The sequence below is a fragment of the Polaribacter sp. genome (genome assembly GCF_965660385.1).
Classification (GTDB): Bacteria; Bacteroidota; Bacteroidia; order Flavobacteriales; family Flavobacteriaceae; genus Polaribacter.
The window spans coordinates 61692-85689 of the sequence record NZ_CBFHZT010000010.1 but is presented as its reverse complement, the minus strand read 5'-3'; the positions used below and the strand labels follow the sequence as shown (position 1 = coordinate 85689).

24 protein-coding genes are annotated in these 23998 nt (G+C 29.9%); 14 read left to right on the top strand and 10 right to left on the bottom strand.

The annotated features are described in order from the left end of the window. Window positions 1-227: 227 nt before the first annotated feature. Window positions 228-1733, bottom strand: coding sequence for a S41 family peptidase (locus ACTG3V_RS05075; protein WP_439131056.1), 1506 nt, complete (start codon window positions 1731-1733; stop codon window positions 228-230). Between the two features lies 1 nt (window position 1734). Next, window positions 1735-3210 carry a S41 family peptidase gene (locus ACTG3V_RS05070; RefSeq protein WP_439131055.1) on the bottom strand — a complete coding sequence of 492 codons (1476 nt, stop codon included), beginning with the start codon at window positions 3208-3210 and terminating at the stop codon, window positions 1735-1737. Window positions 3211-3362: 152 nt separating this feature from the next. Here ACTG3V_RS05070 and ACTG3V_RS05065 point away from each other — a divergent pair, with 152 nt between their 5' ends. From ACTG3V_RS05065 to ACTG3V_RS05040, 6 genes are all read left to right on the top strand, one after another. Continuing rightward, window positions 3363-3872, top strand: coding sequence for an RNA polymerase sigma factor (locus ACTG3V_RS05065; RefSeq protein ID WP_439131054.1), 510 nt, complete (start codon window positions 3363-3365; stop codon window positions 3870-3872). Further along, complete coding sequence (locus ACTG3V_RS05060; protein WP_439131053.1) at window positions 3859-4293, top strand: hypothetical protein; 435 nt, start codon at window positions 3859-3861, stop codon at window positions 4291-4293. Before ACTG3V_RS05065 ends, ACTG3V_RS05060 begins: the two co-directional genes overlap by 14 nt. A 42-nt stretch (window positions 4294-4335) precedes the next feature. Next, complete coding sequence (locus ACTG3V_RS05055) at window positions 4336-4854, top strand: DUF4252 domain-containing protein (RefSeq protein WP_439131052.1); 519 nt, start codon at window positions 4336-4338, stop codon at window positions 4852-4854. Between the two features lie 61 nt (window positions 4855-4915). Beyond that, window positions 4916-5461 carry a DUF4252 domain-containing protein gene (locus ACTG3V_RS05050; RefSeq protein WP_439131051.1) on the top strand — a complete coding sequence of 182 codons (546 nt, stop codon included), beginning with the start codon at window positions 4916-4918 and terminating at the stop codon, window positions 5459-5461. A 189-nt stretch (window positions 5462-5650) separates the two neighbouring features. Next, window positions 5651-8050, top strand: a complete 2400-nt coding sequence (locus ACTG3V_RS05045) for a M1 family aminopeptidase (protein WP_439131050.1) — start codon at window positions 5651-5653, stop codon at window positions 8048-8050. A 50-nt stretch (window positions 8051-8100) separates the two neighbouring features. Continuing rightward, complete coding sequence (locus ACTG3V_RS05040) at window positions 8101-9414, top strand: protein kinase (protein WP_439131049.1); 1314 nt, start codon at window positions 8101-8103, stop codon at window positions 9412-9414. Window positions 9415-9519: 105 nt separating this feature from the next. Here ACTG3V_RS05040 and ACTG3V_RS05035 read toward each other — a convergent pair whose 3' ends face one another. Next, entirely contained in the window at window positions 9520-9873 is a 354-nt protein-coding gene (locus ACTG3V_RS05035; RefSeq protein WP_439131048.1) for a helix-turn-helix transcriptional regulator, read from the bottom strand. 335 nt (window positions 9874-10208) lie between these two features. Here ACTG3V_RS05035 and ACTG3V_RS05030 point away from each other — a divergent pair, with 335 nt between their 5' ends. The 6 genes from ACTG3V_RS05030 (at window position 10209) to ACTG3V_RS05005 (ending at window position 15747) form a co-directional block, all read left to right on the top strand. Continuing rightward, a complete protein-coding gene (locus ACTG3V_RS05030) occupies window positions 10209-11270 on the top strand; it encodes a M14 family zinc carboxypeptidase (protein ID WP_439131047.1) in 1062 nt (353 codons plus the stop codon). Window positions 11271-11345: 75 nt separating this feature from the next. Beyond that, window positions 11346-11825: an Lrp/AsnC family transcriptional regulator gene (locus tag ACTG3V_RS05025; protein WP_068359914.1), complete on the top strand. Its 480-nt coding sequence runs from the start codon at window positions 11346-11348 to the stop codon at window positions 11823-11825. A 104-nt stretch (window positions 11826-11929) separates the two neighbouring features. Further along, window positions 11930-13921: an alpha-ketoacid dehydrogenase subunit alpha/beta gene (locus ACTG3V_RS05020; protein WP_439131046.1), complete on the top strand. Its 1992-nt coding sequence runs from the start codon at window positions 11930-11932 to the stop codon at window positions 13919-13921. Window positions 13922-13971: 50 nt separating this feature from the next. Further along, window positions 13972-14514: a PepSY-associated TM helix domain-containing protein gene (locus tag ACTG3V_RS05015; RefSeq protein WP_439131045.1), complete on the top strand. Its 543-nt coding sequence runs from the start codon at window positions 13972-13974 to the stop codon at window positions 14512-14514. 40 nt (window positions 14515-14554) lie between these two features. Then, window positions 14555-15562, top strand: a complete 1008-nt coding sequence (locus ACTG3V_RS05010; RefSeq protein ID WP_439131044.1) for an NADP-dependent oxidoreductase — start codon at window positions 14555-14557, stop codon at window positions 15560-15562. Beyond that, on the top strand, window positions 15562-15747 hold the full coding sequence (locus tag ACTG3V_RS05005; protein ID WP_439131043.1) for a CPXCG motif-containing cysteine-rich protein: 186 nt from the start codon (window positions 15562-15564) through the stop codon (window positions 15745-15747). The genes ACTG3V_RS05010 and ACTG3V_RS05005 overlap by 1 nt, the downstream gene beginning before the upstream one ends. A gap of 25 nt (window positions 15748-15772) precedes the next feature. On the opposite strand, the gene ACTG3V_RS05000 is transcribed toward ACTG3V_RS05005, so the two are convergent. Continuing rightward, window positions 15773-16477, bottom strand: coding sequence for a pseudouridine synthase (locus tag ACTG3V_RS05000; protein ID WP_439131042.1), 705 nt, complete (start codon window positions 16475-16477; stop codon window positions 15773-15775). 113 nt (window positions 16478-16590) lie between these two features. Here ACTG3V_RS05000 and ACTG3V_RS04995 point away from each other — a divergent pair, with 113 nt between their 5' ends. Continuing rightward, window positions 16591-17124, top strand: coding sequence for a DUF4251 domain-containing protein (locus ACTG3V_RS04995; RefSeq protein ID WP_439131041.1), 534 nt, complete (start codon window positions 16591-16593; stop codon window positions 17122-17124). On the opposite strand, the gene ACTG3V_RS04990 is transcribed toward ACTG3V_RS04995, so the two are convergent. The 6 genes from ACTG3V_RS04990 to ACTG3V_RS04965 form a co-directional block, all read right to left on the bottom strand. Then, a complete protein-coding gene (locus ACTG3V_RS04990) occupies window positions 17125-17520 on the bottom strand; it encodes a DUF805 domain-containing protein (protein ID WP_439131040.1) in 396 nt (131 codons plus the stop codon). A gap of 37 nt (window positions 17521-17557) precedes the next feature. Further along, window positions 17558-18889 (bottom strand): DUF58 domain-containing protein, encoded by a 1332-nt coding sequence (locus tag ACTG3V_RS04985; RefSeq protein ID WP_439131039.1) that lies wholly within the window; start codon window positions 18887-18889, stop codon window positions 17558-17560. A gap of 19 nt (window positions 18890-18908) precedes the next feature. After that, complete coding sequence (locus tag ACTG3V_RS04980) at window positions 18909-19934, bottom strand: AAA family ATPase (protein WP_439131038.1); 1026 nt, start codon at window positions 19932-19934, stop codon at window positions 18909-18911. Between the two features lie 6 nt (window positions 19935-19940). After that, entirely contained in the window at window positions 19941-21110 is a 1170-nt protein-coding gene (locus ACTG3V_RS04975) for a hypothetical protein (RefSeq protein WP_439131037.1), read from the bottom strand. A 101-nt stretch (window positions 21111-21211) separates the two neighbouring features. Beyond that, window positions 21212-21916 (bottom strand): hypothetical protein, encoded by a 705-nt coding sequence (locus ACTG3V_RS04970; protein WP_439131036.1) that lies wholly within the window; start codon window positions 21914-21916, stop codon window positions 21212-21214. Further along, the gene (locus ACTG3V_RS04965) at window positions 21917-22882 is read right to left on the bottom strand and encodes a stage II sporulation protein M (protein WP_439131035.1); all 966 of its coding nucleotides are present in this window, start codon (window positions 22880-22882) and stop codon (window positions 21917-21919) included. Between the two features lie 21 nt (window positions 22883-22903). Here ACTG3V_RS04965 and ACTG3V_RS04960 point away from each other — a divergent pair, with 21 nt between their 5' ends. Continuing rightward, window positions 22904-23716 (top strand): RDD family protein, encoded by an 813-nt coding sequence (locus ACTG3V_RS04960; protein WP_439131034.1) that lies wholly within the window; start codon window positions 22904-22906, stop codon window positions 23714-23716. Window positions 23717-23998: the final 282 nt, after the last annotated feature.

Genomic DNA, 23998 nt, shown 5'->3' with positions numbered 1-23998 from the left:
CAACCCATTTCCACTTCTTATTTAACGTGAGTTCGACTTAAAAAACAGGGTTTAGTAGTTAGTTAGGTTTTTTATGATTTTAAAAGAATGCCATTACCACTAAAATGGAGAAATTTTAGTTTTAATTTGAGAATTGGCAACGACACTATGTTTGGCCTGAAATGGCAACAATTTGATTTTCAAAAAAATAAATCTATTTGAACCTGAGAAGTTAAATTGAACTCACGTTATTTTAAATCAACAATCATGTTATCTTTAGAAGGATATGCTAATTTGGAATGATATATCTCTTTTAAACGTATGTTTTTATAAGATTTTTCTGTTGTTTTTGCATTTGTGCTAATATAATTTAGAGTTTCATTCAATAAAGGATCACTACGCTCTCCTAAAACTCCGAGATTTCCAAAATTTTCTGGTAAAAAAACTCCTGGAAAAGCCTCACTATCTGGTACAATTCCATTTCTATAATTTACACCATCTTTGTTGCTAATTTCAAATACAATAGGTTGCATTGCATAGGTATGATTTTGTTTCAAATTAGCTCCTGTTTTTGAAAAACCTTCAGAATCATATAATGTTATGGAGCCTTCTTGTTTACCTGTTGTTGTTGTACCAATAACACGAACATCAATATAAGCACTTAAAGCATTTATAACCAATTCAGAGGCTGAAGCTGAGGCGTTTGAAGTTATAAAGTATACTTTAGTTAAGCCTAAACTATTCAGGTTTTCTTGCAAAATTACGTTGCCATTAGAATCGGTATTTCTTATTTCATTTCTAAAATTATTGGTAAAGTTATCAGCAGGAAAAGCATTCATAACTTTACTGTTCCATACATTTTTCGAAAACAGCTGACCGTTAAATTGCCCAGTAATCATGCCTCCTAAATAAGTTGCAGAACTCACAAAACCTCCAGGATTATATCTTAAATCTACAATTAAATTATCGATATTTTCTGCTTTAAAATCAGCAAAAACTGCATTTAATTGTGCATCAAAGTTTGAGGCAAACTGATTGTACATTACATACCCAATTTTTTGAGTACCCTCTGTAATTACTTTTGCTACTGCAATAGGATTTTCTTGAACTTCGGTTTTGTTTAAGGAAATTGCAATTCCATTTGCAGTTGGGTTTCCATTATTATAATCAACTAAACCAATTGAAAAACTTGTATTGCTGCCAAATAATAAAGCAAAGGCGTTGTTTTCTGTTAATTGTTGCCCATCTACACTATTAAAAATTTGACCTCGAGCAACGTTGTTAGTCGCTGCAGAAGAATTCGGCACAACATAGCGTACATAGCCAAAAATATTACTTGGTGTATCTCTATATCTTACCAAACCAAACTCCATTCCTGTAGAAAGGTTTAAACCTTGAAAAGAATTTTCTAAATCAACATAATCGTCAACTATAACAGAAAAACGATCTGTTGGTCTGTTCAATAAGTTTTCAAAAGTTTCTTCAGGTGAATTGTATTTTCTAAAAAAAGTGTAAAGCTCTGTTAAACTAATTGTATTTTCACTTACTTTAAATTTATCATCATCTAAATCTGCAACATCTTCTTGCCACAAATAATACAAATTTAAACCGCGCCAAATAAAAAAATTAATTTCATCTTCCACAGTAACTATAAATTCATCATCTATAGTGGTATTTAATTCACCTTCTTTTTTAGAACATGAAATAAGCAGCAATACAATTGAAAGGATACTAAGCTTAAAAAATGTTTTCATATTAATTTGTATTTGGTAAATCTTGTTTTATAAATACACCTTTATCTATTTCTCTCTGATTATCGATGCTGTTATACAAATATTCTATATTATTTGGGTTACAATTGTTATTAGAAACTGCATTGCCTGTAGCTATATAGTTTAAAACTCGTAGTAATATTGGGTCTGAATCTTGTCCCAAAACACCCAATTCATTAGCAATTTCTTGTAAACAAAGGTCAATATTTGGTGAAAATCCGTTTTCATAAGTTTCGTCGTTATTATTTAAGAAACTTAACACTAAAGGTTGAATTGCTACAGCATGCGCTTCATTTTTTAACTCAAAATTATAATCATCAGAATCGTATAAAGTAATAGCACCTGTATTATTTCCTGCTGTTTGGTTCCCTATAACATGCACATTAATATGTGCTTTTAAGCTGTTAATTAGCAACTCAACAGCGGAAGAACCTGTAAAATTATTTCCATTTAAAATGATGTAGACTTCTGTTAAGTTCAAACTTTCAATAGGTGTCGTTTCATTTAACATTGTTGGGAATTTTGTTTGCAAAGCATCAGGTTGATTTTCTAAAAACCAAGTCTGCGCTTTTGCATTCCATTCTTCTTTTATAATGGTCTCTTCAGGAAATTGACCAGTTATCATTTGGGCTAATTGAGCTATGTTTTCCGCAAAACTACCACCACCAATATTATAACGTAAATCTAAAATTAATTGATTTACAGATTGATTTTTAAAATTTAAAAAAGTAGTATTTAAATCGTTACTATAATTTGTAGAAAAATCGTTATTGTACATTAGATAACCAATGGTGTTTGGACCATTAGAGATTACTTTTTCTAAATGAATTGCAGGGTGTGTATAATTTTTTTTAACCAATTCAACAACTTCGTTGGTTTCAGTTACATCAACTCCATCATAAATAGCCTTCACCAATTTTAAAGTATCTTGTGTATAATTGATAAGAACGTCTTCATAATTATCAGCTCTTAAGGCAATGGTGTCTTTGGCTGTATCAACAATTGCAAAAAAATAATCACCTCTAGCAATATTTTGCGAGGCAGCATAGGAAAGTGGTAAAACATCTAAAGTTGCCCCCAGTAAAGTATCAGAATCTTGCTCTTTAAATACAGTAAATTCTAAGCCATTTGTAAAACTGCTTCTAGGCTCAGGTGTTGTAATTAAAGTGTAATCTTCTATTAAAGTTGATTTTACATCACTAGGTAATAACAAACTATTAAAAAGTTGATTATAATCTGTAAAGCCTCTTAAAAAAGCATTTAATTCTTCATCAGAATTAAACCTTCTATCTGCTAAATTGTCAATTTGATCTTGATGCAAATAATAAGCGTTTAACCCTTTCCAAACAAAATCATGTACAATTAAATCTTCTGGCAATTCGTAAGCATCTTTTGAGCAGTGCTGAAAAACCAAAACGATAGCCATAAAACTAAAGAAATTCACTATTTTTCTAATCATAAAATATCAAGTAAATACTGTTATTTTAACGCAATATAAAGAGAAATAGTATTTTTTTAATCATAATTTGTAACAAAATATATTGTGCTTCGTCGTAATGATGTAAACCTGATAAAAAAGAAAAGAAAATATCAGAAAAACAATTATCACCAATGAACCAATCAGACTTTTTAAAAGTTGTTTTACCCTTTAAAGACAAAGTTTTTCGTTTAGCAAAGCGCTTGTTAGTTTCTACGGAAGAAGCTGAAGATGCTACACAAGAATTATACTTTAAACTATGGAGGAGCAAAGAAAAAATTGGGAATTATAAAAATGTAGAAGCATTTGCAATGACCATGACAAAAAATTATTGTTACGATCGTTTAAAAAGCAAACAAGCCAGTAATTTAACATTAGTACACAGTAATTATAAAGAGAAAGAAACGTCTTTAGATAAGAAAATGGAATATCAAGACAGTGTAAACCAAGTGCACCAATTGATAGAAAATTTACCCGAGCAACAAAAAATTATTATTCAATTAAGAGATGTTGAGCAGTATGATTTTGAAGAAATCTGTAAAATGGTAGATATGAAACCTACTGCAGTAAGAGTGGCATTATCTAGAGCAAGAAAAACAATACGAGAAGCATTAATTAAAAAACACAACTATGGAGTTAGCTAACATAGAAAAATTAGTAGAAAAATACGAGAATGCAGAAACAACGCTGCAAGAAGAGGCAATCCTAAAAGACTATTTTACAAAAGAGGATGTTGCACCACATTTGCAAGAGTACAGTTATATGTTCAACTATTTTTCTGCCACTAAAGATGAAACGTATACCAAAACCATAAAGTTAGAACCTAAGAAATCGAATAAGAGAAACTTTAAATGGTTATCTGTAGCAGCATCAATCGTACTTTTATTTAGTGTATTTATTGGTCAACAAGAATACCAAGAATACAAACAAAGAAAAGAAGCAGAAAGAATTTACGCACAAGTAAATAAAGGATTACAATTGTTGTCTACTAATTTAAAGAAAGGAGAACAAGCAGTAGCACAATTGTATAAACAAGAAGACAAAGCCAATAGAGCTTTAAAATAAAAACCAAGTAAAAATTAGTAAAACCAAGTAAACACAGAAATTATGAAAAAAATAATATTATTAATGGCATTTATTGTAGCACCAATGGTTACCAGTGCACAGTCACTTTTCGATAGTTTAGAAGATATGGATGGTGTAGATATGGTAGTGGTTACCAAAGATGCTTTTCAGCTATTAAAAAAGTTTCAGCCTAAAGATGTTAAATCAGATGACAATGAAGTAATACAAGCTTTTGAAATGGTTGGCGATTTAAAAGAATTTAAAATGTTTTCTACTAATAATTTAGATATCGCATCTAAAATGGAAAGCATGGTAAATACATCAATTAAATCTAAGAAATTAACCCAATTAATGCGAATTAAAGAAGATGGTTCTCGTATTAAAATCTATGTAAAAGCTACAAGCAATAAAGATTATGTTAGTGAAGTTTTAATGTTTGTAAAAGGTATAGATAAAAAAACCAAAGGTGTATCTGAAGCAATGGTATTGTCTTTAACTGGTAATATAGACATTAATAAAATGTCTGAATACACAGACAAGATTGTAAAAGAAAACAAGTAATTAACCTAAAAAAGGTCAGATTTAATTGCTTAAACCTGACCTTTTAAATAAAATATTAAAAATGAAAAAATTAACCACAATTTGTACACTAGTTTTTCTAGTTGTGTTGGCTAGTTCTTGTAAAAACGAAAAATCTTTGCAAAGTTATTTAGTAGAGACCAGTGGAAAAGAAGGTTTTTTTACAGGAGATTTACCTGTAAGCTCTATTTTGTCTGCTAAAGCTGATGTTTCTGACCAAGTAAAAGAAACCATAAAAAGTATTAAAAAAATTAATTATGCTTTTTTGCCTAAAACAGCAGATAATACAACCAACTATGAAACGGAAAAAGCCAAATTAAAAAATATTTTTACAGATAATAGTAACTACAAAGATTTAATGGCGATGAAATTTAAAGGAATGAACGTAAAAGTATTTTACTCTGGGGATACTGATGCTATTGATGAAGTAATTGCTTTTGGTTATGGAGATAAGCAAGGAGTAGGCGTAGCTAGATTATTGGGCGATAATATGAACCCTGCCAAAATTATTGAAATGATGAATAGCGTAAAAATGGATGGCAATAGTGATGCTTTAGCAAATTTTATGAAAGGGTTTGGTGGAAATTAAACCAACATTTAAGGATTAAAAAAAAGCTGTAATTTCTAAAGAGATTACAGCTTTTTTAGTGTCATTTGGTATGCTTTTTGAATTTAACTGCTCATTAACAGCTTCTATAATCATATTTAGTATTTTTGGAGCTTGAAGAAAATGATATTTATGAAATTTCAAAAAATAATAGTTTTTTGTTTTTTACTGATGAGTACCATCAATTTTGCTCAAAGTGGAGCGTATAAATCAGAAAGAGAAAAAATTCATGATTTAGTACACACAAAATTAAAAGTCGATTTTAATTTTTTAAATAAAACAATGAATGGTGAAGCTTGGATAACAGCTAAACCTCACTTTTACAGCACCAATACAATTACTTTAGATGCAAATTCTATGGTCATTCAAAAAGTTACCATGAATGCCATAGACTTGGGGTATCATTATGATGAATATGAACTCATAATCGATTTGCCAAAAACCTATCAAAAAGATGAAGAATTTACCATTTACATCAAATATATTGCGCGTCCTGAAAAAGTAAAAGATAAAATAACTCAAGAAATCACAGATGCAAAAGGTTTATATTTTATCAATGCTGAGGGTTTAGATAAAAACAAACCAACTCAAATTTGGACACAAGGAGAAACCCAAGAAAATTCTGCTTGGTTCCCAACCATTGATGCACCAAACCAAAAAATGACGCAAGAAATTTATATAACTATTCCCAATCAATACAAAACACTTTCTAATGGTGTTTTGGTAAATCAAACAATACAAGGAGAAAATAGGACAGATTATTGGAAATTAACTAAAAAACATGCGCCTTATTTGGCTTTTATGGCAGTTGGTGAATTCGAAATTATCAACGATTTTTATAAAAACATTCCTGTAAATTATTATGTAGAAAAAGAATATGCTCCTTATGCCAAAGCAATTTTTGGGTTAACCCCAGAAATGATTGGATTTTTTGCTGATAAATTGGGGGTGGAATTCCCTTGGTCCAAATACAGTCAAATTGTTGTTAGAGATTATGTTTCTGGAGCTATGGAGAACACAACAGCAGTAGTACATGGTGAGCAAGCTTACCAAAAACCAGGGCAATTAGTTGATAATAATGTACAAGAAAATACAATTGCGCATGAAATTATGCATCACTGGTTTGGAAATTTAGTTACCTCAGAAAGTTGGTCTAATGTTACTTTAAATGAATCATTTGCAAATTATGGAGAGTATTTATGGAGAGAACATAAATATGGAAAAGTAGCTGCAGAAATGCATTATTTTGAGCAAGTTGAAGCCTACAAAAAAGGGCAAAATAACAACAAATCTTTAGTTCGCTTTACCTATGATAATAGAGAAGACCTCTTTGATTTAGTTAATTACAATAAAGGTGGAGCAATACTGCACATGTTACGAAATTATTTAGGTGATAAAGCTTTTTTTACAGGATTAAAAAACTATTTAACCCAATACCAATATAAAACTGCAGAAGTACATCAATTACGTTTGGTTTTTGAAGAACTTACAGGTAAAGATTTAAATTGGTTTTTTAACCAATGGTATTATGGTGCAAATCATCCAAATATCGAAATTTCTTACGATTACAATACCCTACAAAAAACAGTTACTGTAAACATTATTCAGTTGCAAGGAGAAACATTTCAATTTCCTTTTACTATCGATATTTTTGAAGGTGATAAAAGAACGAGACATACCGTTTTTGTTAAGGCAAATGACGCTTCCTTTACCTTTCCATATACTAGTCAGCCAAATTTAATTCAGGTTAATGCAGATAATGTTTTGGTTTGTGACATTAATGAAAATAAAGTATTAAGTGAATATATATATCAACTAAAAAATGCAGATAATTTTGCACACAGAAGAGAAGCGCTGTTGCAATTACTTACAAAACAAGAAGATAAAGATGTTTTTAACGCAGTTGTTGATGCCTTAAATGATGAATCTTATAAAATTAGAATTTTAGCCTTACAAAAAATAGATTTAATTAATAAATTTTCTAAAAAAGATGCGATTAGAAAAATTATGCAATTGGCCAACAACGACCCTAAAACATTGGTGCAAGCAGAAGCCATACATACTTTGGGGAAATTAACTGATCCTGAATTGAAACCAATTTTTGTTGATGCGCTCAATAGTAAGTCATATTCAGTTTTAGGCAAAGCTTTGGTGTCTATGTATTATGTTGATAAAGAGTTAGCCATAAAAAAATCTAAAGAATTACCAGACGAAGTTCGAAAAATTTTAGCAACACCACTAACCCAAATTTTTATTGAAGAAAAAGACGAGTCTGAATTACCTTTCATAGCTAAATCTGTGGTTTCAGGAATGTTTTTAACAAATGATAACACAACTAAAGAGTTGTATCAAAAAGCATTTAAACAAATATCAGAAAGCAATAACACAGAGGCAATACAGAATGTAGTGGAAGATATGGTAATAAAAGGCAACCAGTTTAAAGGGTTTAATTTTGATAAGGTAGTCATTAACTTAATGCGAAATATGATTAATGATCAGAAAAAAACAGATAACACCAATAAACAACGAAATATAGAAATTATTAAAACTGCGATGGCTAAATTGTTATAATTTTTAATTCATCCTAAATATTATTGCATATGTTTGCCTAAAACACTCAAATGGCAATGCAAACTTTAAAAGATTTAAAGTCAGGTAAATTAAAAGGTTTAAAAAGAGTTACTATATCTTGTGGTCTCACCGAATTTCCAAAAGAAATCTACTCCTTATCAGAATCACTAGAAATTTTAGATTTATCTAACAATCATTTATCAGCATTACCTAATGATATTGTTCAACTAAAAAATATTCGAACTATTTTTTTAGGGAATAACAAGTTTACTGAATACCCAAAAATACTAGCAGAACTTCCTTTATTGAGTATGATTGGCTTAAAATCCAATCAAATTCATACAATTCCAGAAAATGCTTTTCCGCCATTATTAAGATGGTTGATTTTAACGGATAACAATCTAAAAGAGCTTCCGAAAAGTATTGGGAATTGTAAATATTTACAAAAATTTCCAGTGGCTGGTAATTCGATTGAAGAGTTGCCCAAAGAAATGGAAAACTGCCAAAATTTAGAATTACTCAGAATTTCATCAAACAAACTCAAAACAATTCCAGAATGGTTATTTTCTTTACCAAAATTATCTTGGGTTGCTTTTGATGGAAATCCGGCTACACACAGCGTCAATATCAATAACGTGATGCCATCTTATGATTGGAAAGATTTTACAATCAATAAGTTGTTAGGACAAGGAGCATCAGGAGTAATTTCTAAAGCACATTGGATTTCTAAAAACAAAGCTGTTGCTATAAAAGTATTTAAAGGCGCTGTTACTAGTGATGGATTGCCAGAAGACGAAATGAAAGCTTCTATTGCTGCTGGTAAACATAAAAACTTAATCCCAATTTTAGGTAAAATTAAAAATCATCCAGAAAATAGAAATGGTTTATTAATGGAACTCATTACTCCAGATTTTATCAACTTGGGTAATCCACCTAGTTTGGTTTCTTGTACAAGAGATACTTTTAAAACGACAACTTCTTTTACATTAAAGGCTATAGTAAAGGTTGCTTCAAATATGGCTTCAGTGGCAGGGCATTTGCATAGTAAAGGCATTAATCATGGCGATTTATATGCGCATAATATCTTAATCAATGAAACATCAGAAATCTTATTTGGTGATTTTGGTGCGGCTACTTTTTATGATACAAATTCTTCAATAGCAAAAAATATAGAAAGGGTAGAAGTAAGGGCTTTTGGTTGTTTATTAGATGACCTTTTAACTTTAGTAGACAAAGCAGAAAGTGAGAGTTCTTTATATTTAGATTTACAAAAACTAATACAGCGTTGTTTTGATTTTAATGTTAAAAATAGACCAAGTTTTATTGAAATCGTTAAAGAGTTATCTTTTAAATTAAATAGATAATCATTTAATTATTCATAAACTTAAAACTTATTTTCTGAAATTTAAAGTTAGACAATTAAGATATACAAATTCAATTTCTATTGATCTTTTACTTGCAGTAGTATTTTACTTCATGTACTCATCAAAACTACCATCATTGTAAAAAACAACAATTCTTTGAATCTCTTTTTGCTTATTTTTAACAGCGCTAGAAAATAGAGTAGGGGTGTTTTCTGAGATTGATTTCACCTCTTTTTTTGGAAAATTTCCTTTTCCGTTTAACAACCACTCCATATCAACTTCATTAAAATTAGCAGTAATTTTTAGCACAAAATCTAAACTAGGCTTATTTCTACCAGATAAAATATGTGAGATGCTTGAACGTTGTACAGCAATTTTATCAGCAAAAGAAGCAGCCGATAATTCATAATATTCCATCAGTAATTTTATTCGTTTAGAAAATGCAGTACTGTTTAACATTGTAAAAGTTTATTATGTTACAAATGTAAAAAAAGAAAAAGCAGCCAGCAACAGGTGTTATAACTTTACCTATTATTTATAATTTTTTACTTATACTAATAGTTTATTTAATTAAATATAAAATAATGATATTTAGGTGCATATGATTATTAATTCAAGTATTTACAAACAGCATAAACTTTAGGAGTGATATTAGAGTTAAGGCAGTTTACAAAAGTAACAACTTGGGCTTTGAAGTGGTTTACGCATGTAATAATTAGTTCATTTATATATAGCATTACTGTTGTGGAGTAATCATCAAAAGTGTAAATTTGTAGCATTAAATAGCAACATCTGTGGATATTTTATCACCAAAAATTTTAAATGATATTTTTAAAGCGCAAAAAGAAACGGCTCTTTTTGGGAAGTGGATAACTTTAAAAGATATCGAAAGTTTATTTCAAAAACATCAAAACAGTTTTCAAATCAAACAACTTGGTTTTTCAGAACAACAAAAACCAATTTATACCTTGCAAATTGGTTCTGGTTCAAAGAAAATTTTGTTATGGTCTCAAATGCATGGAAACGAAAGCACAGGTACAAAAGCTTTATTTGATGTATTCAATTGCTTTTCTAATGATGATAATACCCTATTTAAAACTATTTTAAAAGAGTGTACTTTGTTGTTTATACCCATGCTAAATCCTGATGGTGCTCAAGCATACACAAGGGTTAATGCCAATAAGGTTGATTTAAATAGAGATGCCGTTGATAAAACTGCCATAGAAAGTAAATTATTAAGAAAAACCTTAGAGGAATTTAATCCTCAATTTTGTTTTAATTTACATGATCAGAGAACTATTTTTGGAGTAGAAGGCACTAAAAACCCAGCAACTATTTCTTTTTTAGCGCCATCTGAAGAAGTTACAAGAGCATTAACTAAAGGCAGAAAAGAAACGATGAATGTTATTGTTGCCATGAATCGTTTATTACAAAAAATAATTCCTAATTTTGTGGGTAGGTATACAGATGAGTTTTACCCTACTGCAACTGGAGATAATTTTCAAAAATTAGGATATAACACCATTTTAATTGAATCTGGTCATTTTACAGAAGATTATACCAGAGAAATTACAAGAGAATATACTTTTTATGCTATAGTTCAAGGGCTTTATCATATTGCATCTAGCAGTGATTTTAAGCTTTTTGAACCCTATTTTAGCATTCCAAATAATGTTAAAGTTTTTTACGATGTTATTCATAGGTATAAAGATGCTAAAAAAGATATTGCCTATCAATATCAAGATAATATAGTTGAAGGCAAATTTATATCACATTTAGACAAGGTTATAGGTGAAAATGACCTCAATGATAAAATAGGACACATCGAAATCGTTTTCGACAAGGAAATTAATTAAGTATTTGTCAGTTTTTTACTTGTTTAATTCAATTTAATTTATAAATTTGTTTCGATAATTGAATAATACTTAAAAATGAAAAAATTTATCTTAGACGAAATTGATCATCAAATTTTAGATATTTTAATAGAAAATGCTAGAACTCCTTTTACTGATATTGCCAAACAACTACTAGTTTCTGCTGGGACTATTCATGTTCGAGTTAAAAAAATGGAGGATGAAGGTATCATTCAAGGTTCTACACTAACCTTAAATTATGAAAAAATGGGCTATTCTTTTATAGCACATGTTGGTGTTTATTTAGAAAAAACCTCAATGACGCAGAGTGTTATAGAAAATTTAAGAAAAATACCAAATGTTACTGTAGCTTATGTAACCGCTGGCAAATACAATATTTTTTGTAAAGTAAGAGCAAAAGGCACAAACGATGCTAAAGATATTATTTATCAAATAGATGATGTACCTGGTGTAAACAGAACAGAAACTATGATTGCACTAGAAGAAAGTATCAACGATAAGAAAAGAATGATGCATGCAATTTTTGCAGAATTATAAAAATAAAAAGATGTAATTAAAATCCTTATCACTAAAATGATAAGGATTTTTTTATGGAATAAACTTCTTTATCTGTATGTTTGTTATTGTATAATTGGTAATTTATGGCTAATAATATTGAGTATAATTTAAAGTCTGATTTAGATAATGCTTTTTTATTGAATTTATATAAAAGTATGCTAAAACCTCGATTGATTGAGGAAAAAATGCTGATTTTATTACGTCAAGGAAAAATAACCAAATGGTTTTCTGGTATTGGGCAAGAAGCAATTGCTGTTGGGGTAACTTTAGCTTTACAAAAAGATGAGTATATTTTACCCATGCACAGAAATTTAGGCGTATTTACAAGTAGAGATATTCCTTTATATCGCCTTTTTGCTCAATGGCAAGGAAAACGTAATGGATTTACAAAAGGCAGAGATCGAAGTTTTCATTTCGGAACACAAGAATTTAAAATTGTCGGAATGATTTCTCATTTAGGCCCTCAATTAGGTGTTGCAGACGGAATTGCCTTAGCCAACAAATTAAAAAATAATCAGAAAGTTTGTGCTGTTTTTTCAGGGGAAGGAGGCACTAGTGAAGGTGATTTTCATGAAGCTTTAAATGTAGCTTCTGTATGGAGCTTGCCTGTTTTATTTTGTATTGAAAATAATGGTTATGCCTTGTCAACCCCAACATCAGAGCAATTTAATTGCATAAATATTGCTGACAAAGGAATGGGCTATGGTATGGAAAGTCATGTTATAGATGGTAATAATATTATTGATGTATATACAAAGGTTGATGAACTTGCAAAAAGTATTCGAAAAAATCCAAGACCAATTTTATTAGAATTTAAAACCTTTAGAAGGCGAGGTCATGAAGAAGCAAGTGGCACAAAATACGTACCTGACGAATTAATGCAATTTTGGGAACAAAAAGATCCAATATCAAACTTTGCTGATTTTTTAAAAACAAAATCAATATTAACAACAGCAATTGAAAAAAGCTTTACAGACGAAATTAATAGCGAAATAAACGAACATTTACAATTGGCTTATAATGAAGAAGAAATTATACCCAATTTAGAAACGGAGCTAAATGATGTTTTTAAACCTTTTAATTTTAAGAATATACAACTATCATCAACTAAAAAAAATATTCGTTTTATAGATGCTATTGCTGATGCTTTGCAATTATCCATGAGTACACATCCAAACTTGGTAATTATGGGGCAAGATATTGCTGAATATGGAGGTGTTTTTAAAATAACAGATGGTTTTGTAGCAAAGTTTGGCAAAGAACGTGTAAAAAATACTCCTATTTGCGAATCTGCTATTGTAAGTACTGCTTATGGCTTGTCTGTTAATGGCATAAAAGCAGTGGTAGAAATGCAATTTGCAGATTTTGTTTCTTCTGGTTTTAACCCGATTGTTAATTTATTGGCAAAATCTTATTATAGGTGGAATCAAAATGCTGATGTTGTTATAAGAATGCCATGTGGAGCAGGAGTTGGTGCAGGGCCTTTTCATAGTCAAACTAACGAAGCCTGGTTTACCAAAACTCCAGGTTTAAAAGTAGTATATCCTGCTTTTCCTCAAGATGCCAAAGGTTTGTTAATTGCTGCAATTAATGATCCAAACCCTGTGTTGTTTTTTGAACATAAAGCATTATATAGAGCTGTTTATCAAGATGTTTCAGAAGACTATTATACTTTTGAATTGGGTAAAGCCAATCTCTTAAAAAAAGGAAAAAACATCACTTTAATTGGTTATGGATCAAGTGTACATTGGATTTTAGAGGTTTTAGAAAATCATCCAGAAATTTCTGCAGATGTTATTGATTTAAGAACCTTACAGCCCTTAGATATGGAAACAATTTATACCTCTGTCAAAAAAACAGGTAAGGCATTAATTGTACAGGAAGATTCTTTGTTTGGTGGTATTTCAAGCGATATTTCAGCATTAATTCATGAAAATTGTTTTGAATTCTTAGATGCTCCTGTTCAAAGAGTTGCTGCTTTAGATACGCCAATACCCTTTCAAAAACAATTAGAAAAACAATATTTAAGTAAAAGTAGGTTAGTAGAAGAAATATTAAAATTATACAAATATTAATTTTTATTTAGATTTAATCTAAATATATTTGCGACTTCAAAATTATAAAAATGAAAGTTACAAATAGAAGTTTACACCGAGATTTTGCCTATTTTTATGTGGGTTTAATTATTGCATTTTCCTTTTCAGGGATTATATTAAACCACAGACAAGATTGGTATCCAATGAATTACACTTTTGATAGCAAAGAAGTTACACTTCAACTTCCAGAGAATCAAAAAGATATCACCAAAGAATTCTTAATTGCAAATACCAAAGGTTTAGATGCTGAATACGATAGTCATCGCATACGAAATGGTGCCTTAAGAGTTTACTTTAAAGACAATGGAATCTTAGATATGCAATTAACTGAAACAAAAGGTACATTAGAGTTTAAAAGAAAAGTACCTATAATTGGTCATACTATGTATTTGCATAAAACAACCAATAAATTTTGGATCTGGTATTCAGATATATTTGGTGCAGCAATGTTATTGATTGCAATAACAGGAATATTGATACCTGCTGGTAAAAATGGTTTTAGTAAAAGAGGATGGAAATTAGCTGCCCTAGGATTAATTTTCCCGTTATTATTTCTAATATTTTTTCCTTAAAATATAGTATTTTTAGGTTTTCAAAATAAATTTAAAACCAATGACAAACAAACAAATCATCTTTAAAAAACGTCCTGTGGGTGTTCCAGATGCTGATACTTGGCAACTAGAATCAAATCCCATTTCTGAACTAGAAGAAGGAGAGGTTTTGGTTGAGCAACACTATATTTCTTTAGATCCTGCAATGCGTGGTTGGATGAATGATACCAAATCTTATATTCCTCCAGTGGCCTTAAATGATGTAATGCGAGCTGGTTCAATTGGTAAAGTCATTAAAAATAATGGAAATCCTAAGTTTCAAATTGGTGATGTAGTAACAGGTTGGGGTGGTGTACAACAATTTGTTGTAACCAATGGTGATGGTTGGTATAAGGTAGACACACGTTTGGCTGCAATGCCTAAATATATTGGTGTTTTAGGGATGCCAGGAATGACCGCTTATTTTGGAATTACAGAAGTTGGTAAAATTAAACAAGGGGATATTGTTTTAATTTCTGGAGCTGCAGGAGCTGTAGGTAGCGTTGTTGGACAAATTGCAAAAATTAAAGGCTGTACTGTTATTGGTATTGCTGGCGGACAAGAAAAATGTGATTACTTGATCAACGAATTGGGTTTTGATGATGCTATTGATTATAAATCTGAAAATATTTATTCGGCTTTAAAGAAAAAATGCCCAAAAGGTGTTGACGTATATTTTGATAATGTTGGTGGAAAAATTTTAGATGCGGCTTTAAGTAAATTAAGAATGCATGCAAGAGTGGTAATTTGTGGTGCTATATCGCAATACAATAACAAAACAAGAATACATGGGCCAAGCAATTATTTATCGCTTCTAGTAACTCGTTCTACCATGCAAGGAATGGTGGTTATGGATTATAGCAATAAATTTGGCGAAGCCGCTAAACAAATGGGCACTTGGATGCAAGAAGGCAAATTAAAATCAAAAGAGGCGATTTATGAAGGTATAGAAAACTTTCATGAAACCTATAATCGTTTGTTTTCTGGCGATAAAAAAGGAAAATTAGTTTTAAAAGTAATTGAAAACTGATGGAATTAGAACATTTTTTTCAATGTCCTTATTGTTGGGAAGATATTTCAATGATTTTAGATACTAGTGTTAGGCAACAAACGTATATAGAAGATTGTGAGGTTTGCTGCAATCCTATTGAAGTTTCACCAACTTTTGAAGGTGGAGAATTGATTGCCTTCCATGCTCAATCTATAGAGCAATAGCATTAATAACGAGCATGTTGCTTTGTTATATTAATGGATTATTCCAATTAAATTCTTTAAACAATGCAATCCAATCTTTTGGAAAAGATGCTTTTAAAACAAGGTTTTCTGTTGTAAAAGGATGGGTAAATTCTAATTTACCTGCATGTAAAAATAAATTATTCCAGCCAAAATTTTCATGAAACATAGTATCATGATTTTTGTCGCCATATTTGGCATCACCAAGTAAAGGATGACTAATTTTATTGGTATGTACGCGCAATTGATGCATTCTACCTGTTTTAGGAAGCAATTCTACTAAACTATAACGTGATGAATCGTAGGGTTTTACAGGAATATTTAAAGTGATTTTTTCTAAGGTTTTTAAGTTTGTTAAAGCATCTTTATGAACTTTGGCATCCCTTCCTTTAACAGGAGAATCAATTGTTTTTTCATCCGGAGCAAAACCACGAACAACTCCGTAATACGTTTTTTGAATGGAGTTTTGAGTAAACAATTCTTGAAATTTAGAAACAAATTCTTTTTGCTTTGCCAATAAAATAATTCCAGATGTTTTTCTGTCTAATCGATGAATAGGATAGGTTTTTATTCTGATTTCGGTCTGAATCATTTGCAATAAAGAGGTTTCATCTGCCACATTTCTTGAGTGGTATGCATGATGTACTAACACGTTATTGGGTTTCCCTACACAAACCAAATAATCATCTTCAAATATAATTTTTAAACTCATTTGCTTTTAAAAAACGATAAAAATACCACTATTTCTTTTCAAAAAATTATGATTTTTTTATCAAAATTATAATTCTTTTTTTATAAATTTAAATAATTAAATATCAGCATTTTATGAGTTTTAATCTTCGGATAATATCCATTTTTGTTATTTCTTGCTTTTATGTAGCTTGTAAAAGTACAGTTACAATTACAGAGCTGAATAATTTAAAAGAAACAGTAGAAAATAATAAGTTTGAGTTTGTTGCCAATGATGCCCAACCAATATCAATGGCTAATGTTAGCGGTTTAGAAAACTTATTACCAATGGGAAGTAATTTGGGTAATATTAATTTGATTGGGAATCCTAATTTTTTAAGAGTAAAAAACGATAGTATTCATTTAGATATGCCTTATTATGGTGTAAGAAGAATGGGAGGTACTTATGGTACAGCAGATGCTGGTTTAAAATTTATAGGTAAATCTATACCAACTGAAACCAAGTTCAATGCTAAAAAAAATAATTATATCATTAAATATGATGTAAAAAAACCAGATGAAAATCTAAGACTTACCTTAACATTATTTGCAAATCATGCTGCAACTTTAAGTGTAATTAGCAGCCATAGAAATTCTATCAACTACAGGGGTAATTGGCAAACAGAATAGTTATTCAGTACCTATTTGATTAATGAGTGTATCATTTCCAATTCCCTTTGGATTATTTCCCCATCTATTAGGTTTAGATTGTCCTTCCATACAAGTTAATATCAAAAACCAAATTGGGCCTATAAAAGGAATTAAATTTATTAAAAGCATAGCACCACTTTTGCCAAGATCATGAAGTCTTCTTATAGAAACTGCAATACCTGGTATAATATTTAAAACAATATATATCAGATAAAAAAAGCCAACTTCATTCATTTCAGTAGCTAATAAAGTATCTAAAAAAATAGTTGCCATCGTAAAAATGAAATGAAACAAAAGATACATCCAATATTCTTTACGTCTTGCTCGTCCAGAAAAATCGAAATATTGTTTTAAAACTTTAAGATACCAATTCATAGTTATATTTTTTTTGCGAATTTAGAAATACATTTTGTTAAAACAAGCCTCTAGACTTTAAATCTAGATATTTGTTGATACTTGCTCCTGTTAAATCTTCTGGTTTGGTAAGTACAGATTGTATGCCGTATTTCTTTAATTCGTTTACAATTCTTTTCTTTTCATACCTAAACTTTTCGGCAATAACGCTATCATAAACTTCTTGTATGTTTTTTGCCTCATTTTCTATTAAGCTGTCTAATTCTGTATTTTTAAAAAACACAATTAAAACCAAATGATTTTTTGCTAAAGCCCTTAAATAGGGGAGTTGCCTTTGTAAACCATCTATAGTTTCGAAATTTGTAAACAAAATAAGCAAACTTCGGTGTGTAATTTTACGCTTAACAACAGCATATAAAGTACCAAAATCAGGTTCATCAAAATTAGTTGTAATGTTGTGTAATGCTTCAGAAATTAAATTCATTTGCGAATTTCTGCGCTCTGCAACCACCCAATCTTCTAATTTTGTAGCAAAAGATAACATCCCTGCTTTATCTTGTTTTCTAAGAATTACATTGCTAATTGCCAATGTTGCATTTACAGCATAATCTAGTAAACTTAATCCATTAAAAGTCATTTGCATGGCTCTTCCTTTATCAATTAAAGCGTAAACCGACTGCGATTTCTCTTCTATATATTGATTTACCATTAATTGATTGCGCTTTGCGGTTGCTTTCCAATTTAAAGTTCTAATATCATCACCAGAAACATATTCTTTAATCTGTTCAAATTCTAAAGAATGCCCAATTCTTCGAGATTTTTTTGATCCATAAGAAATAGCACTATTAAAGTTTTGAATATCAAATTCTTTCAATCTTAAAAAAGAAGGATAACATTTCACTTCTTTTTCAGCTGCTAAAACATATTTTTTAGTGGCTAATTTTAACGCTGAATTTGCATATACATTGATGTGACCAAAAACATAAACCCCTCTTTCTTTGGGTGTTACATTATAATGAATTGTTTTTTTCTCATTCTTTTTTAAAATCTGATGAAATATAAAATCACGTTTCTGAAACTGAAAAGGCAATTCTTCTATTAAAGATAAGTGTGCAATAAACGGATAATTATTTTTTATATGTAATGATATTTTATTTTCATCACCATTAGACAATCGTTCTGGTAAATTACGTTCAATTTGTATGGCTTTTTTGGTTTGATAAAGCATTAAAATATCAATACAAACAAGCACAACTAACATAAACAACATTATTTTAGAGATTTCAAAAAATAGTGGTGCAAAAAAACCCACAACGAATAAAGTTGCGATACCACCTAACAAATAAAAAAATCTATTGTTTAAAAATAATGTGTTGTAAAAATGTTTCAATGTGTTGTTTTTTAAACTCTTATCTAGGAATATCTACAGTTTCAATAATTTGCTCAATAATTTGTTTGCTAGTTAAACCCTCCATTTCTCTTTCTGGGGTAACAATAACGCGATGTTGTAAAACAGGAATCGTTGCTTTTTTAATATCTTCTGGTGTTACAAAATCTCTACCTTCAATTGCAGCAAACGCTTTAGAAGCCCCTAAAATTGCGATACTTGCTCTTGGTGAAGCGCCTAAATATAAATAGGAATTAGAACGCGTATTCACTACAATGTTCGCAATATATTTTAACAAGTTGGCTTCTATTTTAATTTGATTTACCAAAGTTTTGTACTCCACAATTTTAGCACCTTCAATAATGGTTGCTATTTTACTAATTTTCGTGGTATTCTCTAAGGCCTGTTCTCTCATTATAATTTCCAATTCCTCTTCAGCATTAGGGTATTCCATAATCACTTTAAACAAAAAACGATCTAATTGCGCTTCTGGCAAACGATAGGTTCCTTCTTGTTCAATTGGGTTTTGTGTGGCTAAAACCATAAAAGGTTCCTCCATTTTATACGTAACACCATCCATAGTTACTTGCTTTTCTTCCATCACTTCAAAAAGTGCAGCTTGTGTTTTGGCAGGAGTTCTATTAATTTCGTCAATTAAAATCATATTCGAGAAAATAGGGCCTTTTTTAAATTCAAACTCCGATTTTTTTACATTAAAAACAGAGGTTCCTAAAATATCCGAAGGCATTAAATCTGGTGTAAACTGTATTCTGCTAAACCCAATTTGTAAGGTTTTTGATAATAGTTTTGCAGTAATTGTTTTAGCAACTCCTGGCACACCTTCTATAAGAACATGGCCATCTGCCAACAAAGAAACCAAGAGTAAATCCATCATTTCTTTCTGTCCAACAATTACTTTTTGCAATTGTTTTTTTATCTGAAAAACACTCTCTTGCAATCCTGATAAATCAATTCTGTTTTCGAATGCTAAATGTGCTGAATTTTCAGAATTTTGTTCTTCATTTATGCCTTCTGTTGGTGTATCCATATCTATTTATTTTTTAAAGAAATTTGCAATCATTTTATGCAACACAAGTAACTCTTCTTGAGTACATTCTGACTTTTTATGTAAAGTGATAATTGTATTGACTAAATATGTTGTTTTTTGTAGTTCATTACCAGATTTTGACGCTAAATTGTGGATAAAATCTTTATTTAAATTTGTGGTGTTGAGTAGGTATTTTGTACGAACTTTTTCTAAGAAAAACGTTATTTTTTTATCAACCAAATTTTTATGATTTTGCTCTTTTAAATACAAACTTGCTATGGTTTGCGTAAAAGCTATGGTAGTGTTTTGTAAAGGTTGAATTGCAGGTATTGCACGCTGTTTTCTTCTTGCGTTAAACAGCATAAATAGTAAAGTACCTACCAAAACTACCACTAAAAACCAAGTTAGGGTTTTGTATTGTAAAAAGAATTTAAACACTGATTGTTGGTTATCTTCTCTTTCGCTAGAAAATTTACTGTATTTGGTATGTGGATCCCATAAAATTGTAGAAGATCTAAGATAAGAAAATACATGCTCTGTATATTGTTCTTTACCTTTTAACAAATAATAGTTGGTAAAAACTACAGGATTTGAATGCAAAAAAATAGCACCTTTACCATGGTAAATTTTTATAAAATTGGGTACTTTTTCTCCGTCTATTTTTGAAGATCCTAAAACAATGGTTTTCTTTTCATTGTAGGTTACAAAATAATGTTTTCTAATATTTCTATCAAATGTAAACTTTTGATTGTTAAAACGTTCATTCTTCAAATAAAACTCACCTTGCAAATCTCGTAAATCATCAATTTTATATACATTTCGATTTAAATTGTTGGTGGTAAATTCTAATTGTTCTTGTAAATCTTCGTTAAAAGTATTTAAGGCTAAAAATGCTGTGTTGCCTTCTTTTACAAAAGATAACAAATCTGTAATTCCATCTTTGGGTAATTTGTTGGCATTGTGTTTTATACAAATGTAGTTGCCAAAGTTCTCGTTAATTGAATCATAGTTTTTAAACAAATAATCGTAAAAATTTTCTTTTAAAAGAACGACTTCTTGATTATTAAAAAGCGTATTGGCTTGATTGTAGAGGATATAAGTACCAAAAGGACTTTTTTCCTTTTCTCTAAAATTCTCGCTCCAATTGGTTTTATTACAGCTCGTTAATACCAGCATTGTAATCAAGACGACAATAGTTCTTGATACTATTTTTAGGTGACACTTTGTAATCAGTTGAAATGAAACTGACAAATTTTTAAAAACATCTTGAAACTGCATCAAACTAAAGATTTTAAAAAAGATTGATACTTGTTTTGAGCTACATTAAAATTTGTTTCATCAACAGGAAACTCTCCATACCAAACATAAGAATACACATATAATAGGTACGAAAATTCTTTTCGAGTGGTTGCATTTTCTATTTCTAATACATATTCAGCGTTGGTTTTATCTTTGTGATAATCAATAAGTTCTTTTTTAGATAATGTTTTTAAGGTTGATAAAAAATAATAGCGAATTGCCAATCTAAACTCTTTATTACTAATAGCTTGGTGTAAAAGTGCGTCTAAGTTTAATTCTTGTATATCTTCATCTTCATAAATGAGTTTGTCTGATAATTGTTGAGAAGATGTGTTTGATTTAAAAATATTGAAATCAGAACCCAACAAAACTTTTAGAATCACAAAAATGACAAAACCCCCTAACAAAAAAGGGAAAATAGTTGTCATAAAAAAAGAAAACAGTCCAAAAAAGGCATTATTGGAACTTCCTTGCTTTTTTTGGGTTAAATTTTCTTGGTATTCAAAGTCTTTTCCTGAATATTTTTCTTTAAGATTTGTGGAAAAACTTCTGTCCTCAGAAATTTCTGTAGTTTTGATATACTGAATACTATCTGATGCAATTTTTAAGGAGTCATCTAGATTTTCTTGAGCATTGGCAAACCAAACAAAAAAGAAAAGGAGGGAGGCTATTGTATTTTTCATTTATTTTACCTCGTATTTTTTAGCAACCTTAAAGGGCAAAATCAAATAATAATAGCTAATGCTTACCAAACTAAAACCAATAATAGCAAAACAAAAAATAGTGGGCACTTTGTTGCTATAACGTGTTACATATCCTTCTAAAAATGCAGCAACAATAGTAAAAGGTATGGTGCTAATAAATATATAAAATGCATCTCTAATGCCTACTTTAAAAGATTCTAAACGTTTTAAAGTGCCTGGAAATAAAATACTTGCACCAATAATAAAACCAGCACCTGCTTCGATTATCATTCCGAAAATTTCGTAAGTGCCATGAATCCAAATGCCTTTTAAACTGTCAAACAAACTATTATGTTGATAAAAAAAGGCTTGAAAAACAGCCACCATAATTGCATTTTGTACAATATAGAAAGCAGTACCAATGCCTAAAAACAAACCCGATAAAAACATGTTTAATCCTACACGTTGGTTATTGTCGTAAATACCAATAAAAGTTCCCCAATTGCTACCACTTTTATAAACAGCCATAGCATCACCACCTTCAATATTTTCTAAAGTTTGATCTATATAAGTATCGCCTAAAATATGACGCGCAAAAGTTTCATCATTAAAAGTAGATAATAATCCAACAAAAAAACAAACGAAAAAAAAGGCAAACGCCAAATACATGTATTTGCGATATTTGTAACAGAGTAGGGGTACTTGATCTAAAAAAAAGTAAAGAATAACATTTTTATCACGTCTTTTGGCATCATAAACATCATCAAAACTTTTTTTTGCCAATTTATTTAAATACAAAGTAACCTTGCTTTTTGGGTAGTAGGTTTGGGCATATACCAGATCGTTCATAATCTTAATATGCAAGTTGGCTAAGTCATCTGGATTTTTTTTATCATTATTTATAAATCCTTGTTCAAATTCAAGCCATTTTTCTTTATTTTGCTTTATAAAAGCGACCTCTCTCATTAGAGCGAATTTAATCATTGCATGAAAACACTCCAAATAAAAACAGCACAAAATGTAAATATCAATTTTACAACAGCGAACGTTTTTGAAAGGCTTTTGGCTTTTGTTATTGATAACGTTATAAAATTCGCTTATTTGTATTTTACGATTGAAATTTTGGGTTTTGCTTTGTTTGAAGAAAACGATGCTGGAGATCCTTGGACCATTCGTGCCATAGGTGTTTTATTTTTTTTACCTGTAACATTTTATTCTTTGTATTCTGAGATTTTAATGGATGGACAAACTTTAGGGAAGAAAATCTTAAAAATTAAGGTGATTAATGAAGATGGCTTTAAACCTTCGATAACAGACTACATAATTCGTTGGTTTTTGCGAATCATAGATTTTAATTTATTTACGTTATTGTTTGTGTATATTGCTTCGTTAGGATTAAATAATCAAGAATCGTTATTGACAGCCATTTTTATATTTGGCAAAATGGTAGGGTTTCTGTTGATATTATTCACTAATAAAAGTCAGCGTTTTGGAGATATTATTGCAAATACGGTTGTGATTTCTATAAAAGATACTGTGTCTTTTTCAGAAACGATTTTAGAAAATATTAAGGAAAGTTATGTGCCTACATATCCGAATGTGATAAAGTTGTCTGACAACGATGCACGAATTATTAAAGAAACGTTTAAATCTGCCATAAAAGGCAACGATTATAAAACTTTGATAAAATTGCGAAGTAAAATTATAGAAGTAACCGATATTAAATCGATACACAAAAGTGATAAGGAGTTTATTGGGGTAATTTTAAAGGATTACAATTACTACACACAAAACATGTAGTTGAATGGGGTTTAAAATATTCTATTTTACATAATGTAAATTATAGTACAAATATAGAGTAATTTCTGTATAGCCGTTTTTCAGGCTATTTATACATAATATCAGATATAACGTCTTTAGGTTTATATCGATAGATATTTTGTTAAAGGAAATCGACTTTAGGAGATTCACGAATTCCAAAGAAAATGTAAACGCATGAGCTAAATTACGGCTTATTAACTTGTAGGTTTATTTGATAGCTATAATTCGCCATGGAGCCTGTGCTGAATTATTGAAGTATTA

Excerpts from the sequence above, each read along its gene's own strand:
- ACTG3V_RS04995 (WP_439131041.1), top strand. The coding sequence starts at position 16,591 with ATGAGTTTTAATCTTCGGATAATATCCATTTTTGTTATTTCTTGCTTT.
- ACTG3V_RS05055 (WP_439131052.1), top strand. The coding sequence starts at position 4,336 with ATGAAAAAAATAATATTATTAATGGCATTTATTGTAGCACCAATGGTT.
- ACTG3V_RS05045 (WP_439131050.1), top strand. The coding sequence starts at position 5,651 with ATGAGTACCATCAATTTTGCTCAAAGTGGAGCGTATAAATCAGAAAGA.
- ACTG3V_RS05000 (WP_439131042.1), bottom strand. The coding sequence starts at position 16,477 with ATGAGTTTAAAAATTATATTTGAAGATGATTATTTGGTTTGTGTAGGG.
- ACTG3V_RS05060 (WP_439131053.1), top strand. The coding sequence starts at position 3,859 with ATGGAGTTAGCTAACATAGAAAAATTAGTAGAAAAATACGAGAATGCA.
- ACTG3V_RS05020 (WP_439131046.1), top strand. The coding sequence starts at position 11,930 with ATGGCTAATAATATTGAGTATAATTTAAAGTCTGATTTAGATAATGCT.
- ACTG3V_RS05065 (WP_439131054.1), top strand. The coding sequence starts at position 3,363 with ATGAACCAATCAGACTTTTTAAAAGTTGTTTTACCCTTTAAAGACAAA.
- ACTG3V_RS05040 (WP_439131049.1), top strand. The coding sequence starts at position 8,101 with ATGGCAATGCAAACTTTAAAAGATTTAAAGTCAGGTAAATTAAAAGGT.
- ACTG3V_RS05070 (WP_439131055.1), bottom strand. The coding sequence starts at position 3,210 with ATGATTAGAAAAATAGTGAATTTCTTTAGTTTTATGGCTATCGTTTTG.
- ACTG3V_RS04965 (WP_439131035.1), bottom strand. The coding sequence starts at position 22,882 with ATGAGAGAGGTCGCTTTTATAAAGCAAAATAAAGAAAAATGGCTTGAA.
- ACTG3V_RS04990 (WP_439131040.1), bottom strand. The coding sequence starts at position 17,520 with ATGAATTGGTATCTTAAAGTTTTAAAACAATATTTCGATTTTTCTGGA.
- ACTG3V_RS04975 (WP_439131037.1), bottom strand. The coding sequence starts at position 21,110 with ATGCTGGTATTAACGAGCTGTAATAAAACCAATTGGAGCGAGAATTTT.
- ACTG3V_RS05015 (WP_439131045.1), top strand. The coding sequence starts at position 13,972 with ATGAAAGTTACAAATAGAAGTTTACACCGAGATTTTGCCTATTTTTAT.
- ACTG3V_RS05025 (WP_068359914.1), top strand. The coding sequence starts at position 11,346 with ATGAAAAAATTTATCTTAGACGAAATTGATCATCAAATTTTAGATATT.
- ACTG3V_RS04980 (WP_439131038.1), bottom strand. The coding sequence starts at position 19,934 with ATGGATACACCAACAGAAGGCATAAATGAAGAACAAAATTCTGAAAAT.
- ACTG3V_RS05010 (WP_439131044.1), top strand. The coding sequence starts at position 14,555 with ATGACAAACAAACAAATCATCTTTAAAAAACGTCCTGTGGGTGTTCCA.
- ACTG3V_RS05035 (WP_439131048.1), bottom strand. The coding sequence starts at position 9,873 with ATGTTAAACAGTACTGCATTTTCTAAACGAATAAAATTACTGATGGAA.
- ACTG3V_RS05005 (WP_439131043.1), top strand. The coding sequence starts at position 15,562 with ATGGAATTAGAACATTTTTTTCAATGTCCTTATTGTTGGGAAGATATT.
- ACTG3V_RS04960 (WP_439131034.1), top strand. The coding sequence starts at position 22,904 with ATGAAAACACTCCAAATAAAAACAGCACAAAATGTAAATATCAATTTT.
- ACTG3V_RS05075 (WP_439131056.1), bottom strand. The coding sequence starts at position 1,733 with ATGAAAACATTTTTTAAGCTTAGTATCCTTTCAATTGTATTGCTGCTT.
- ACTG3V_RS04970 (WP_439131036.1), bottom strand. The coding sequence starts at position 21,916 with ATGAAAAATACAATAGCCTCCCTCCTTTTCTTTTTTGTTTGGTTTGCC.
- ACTG3V_RS05050 (WP_439131051.1), top strand. The coding sequence starts at position 4,916 with ATGAAAAAATTAACCACAATTTGTACACTAGTTTTTCTAGTTGTGTTG.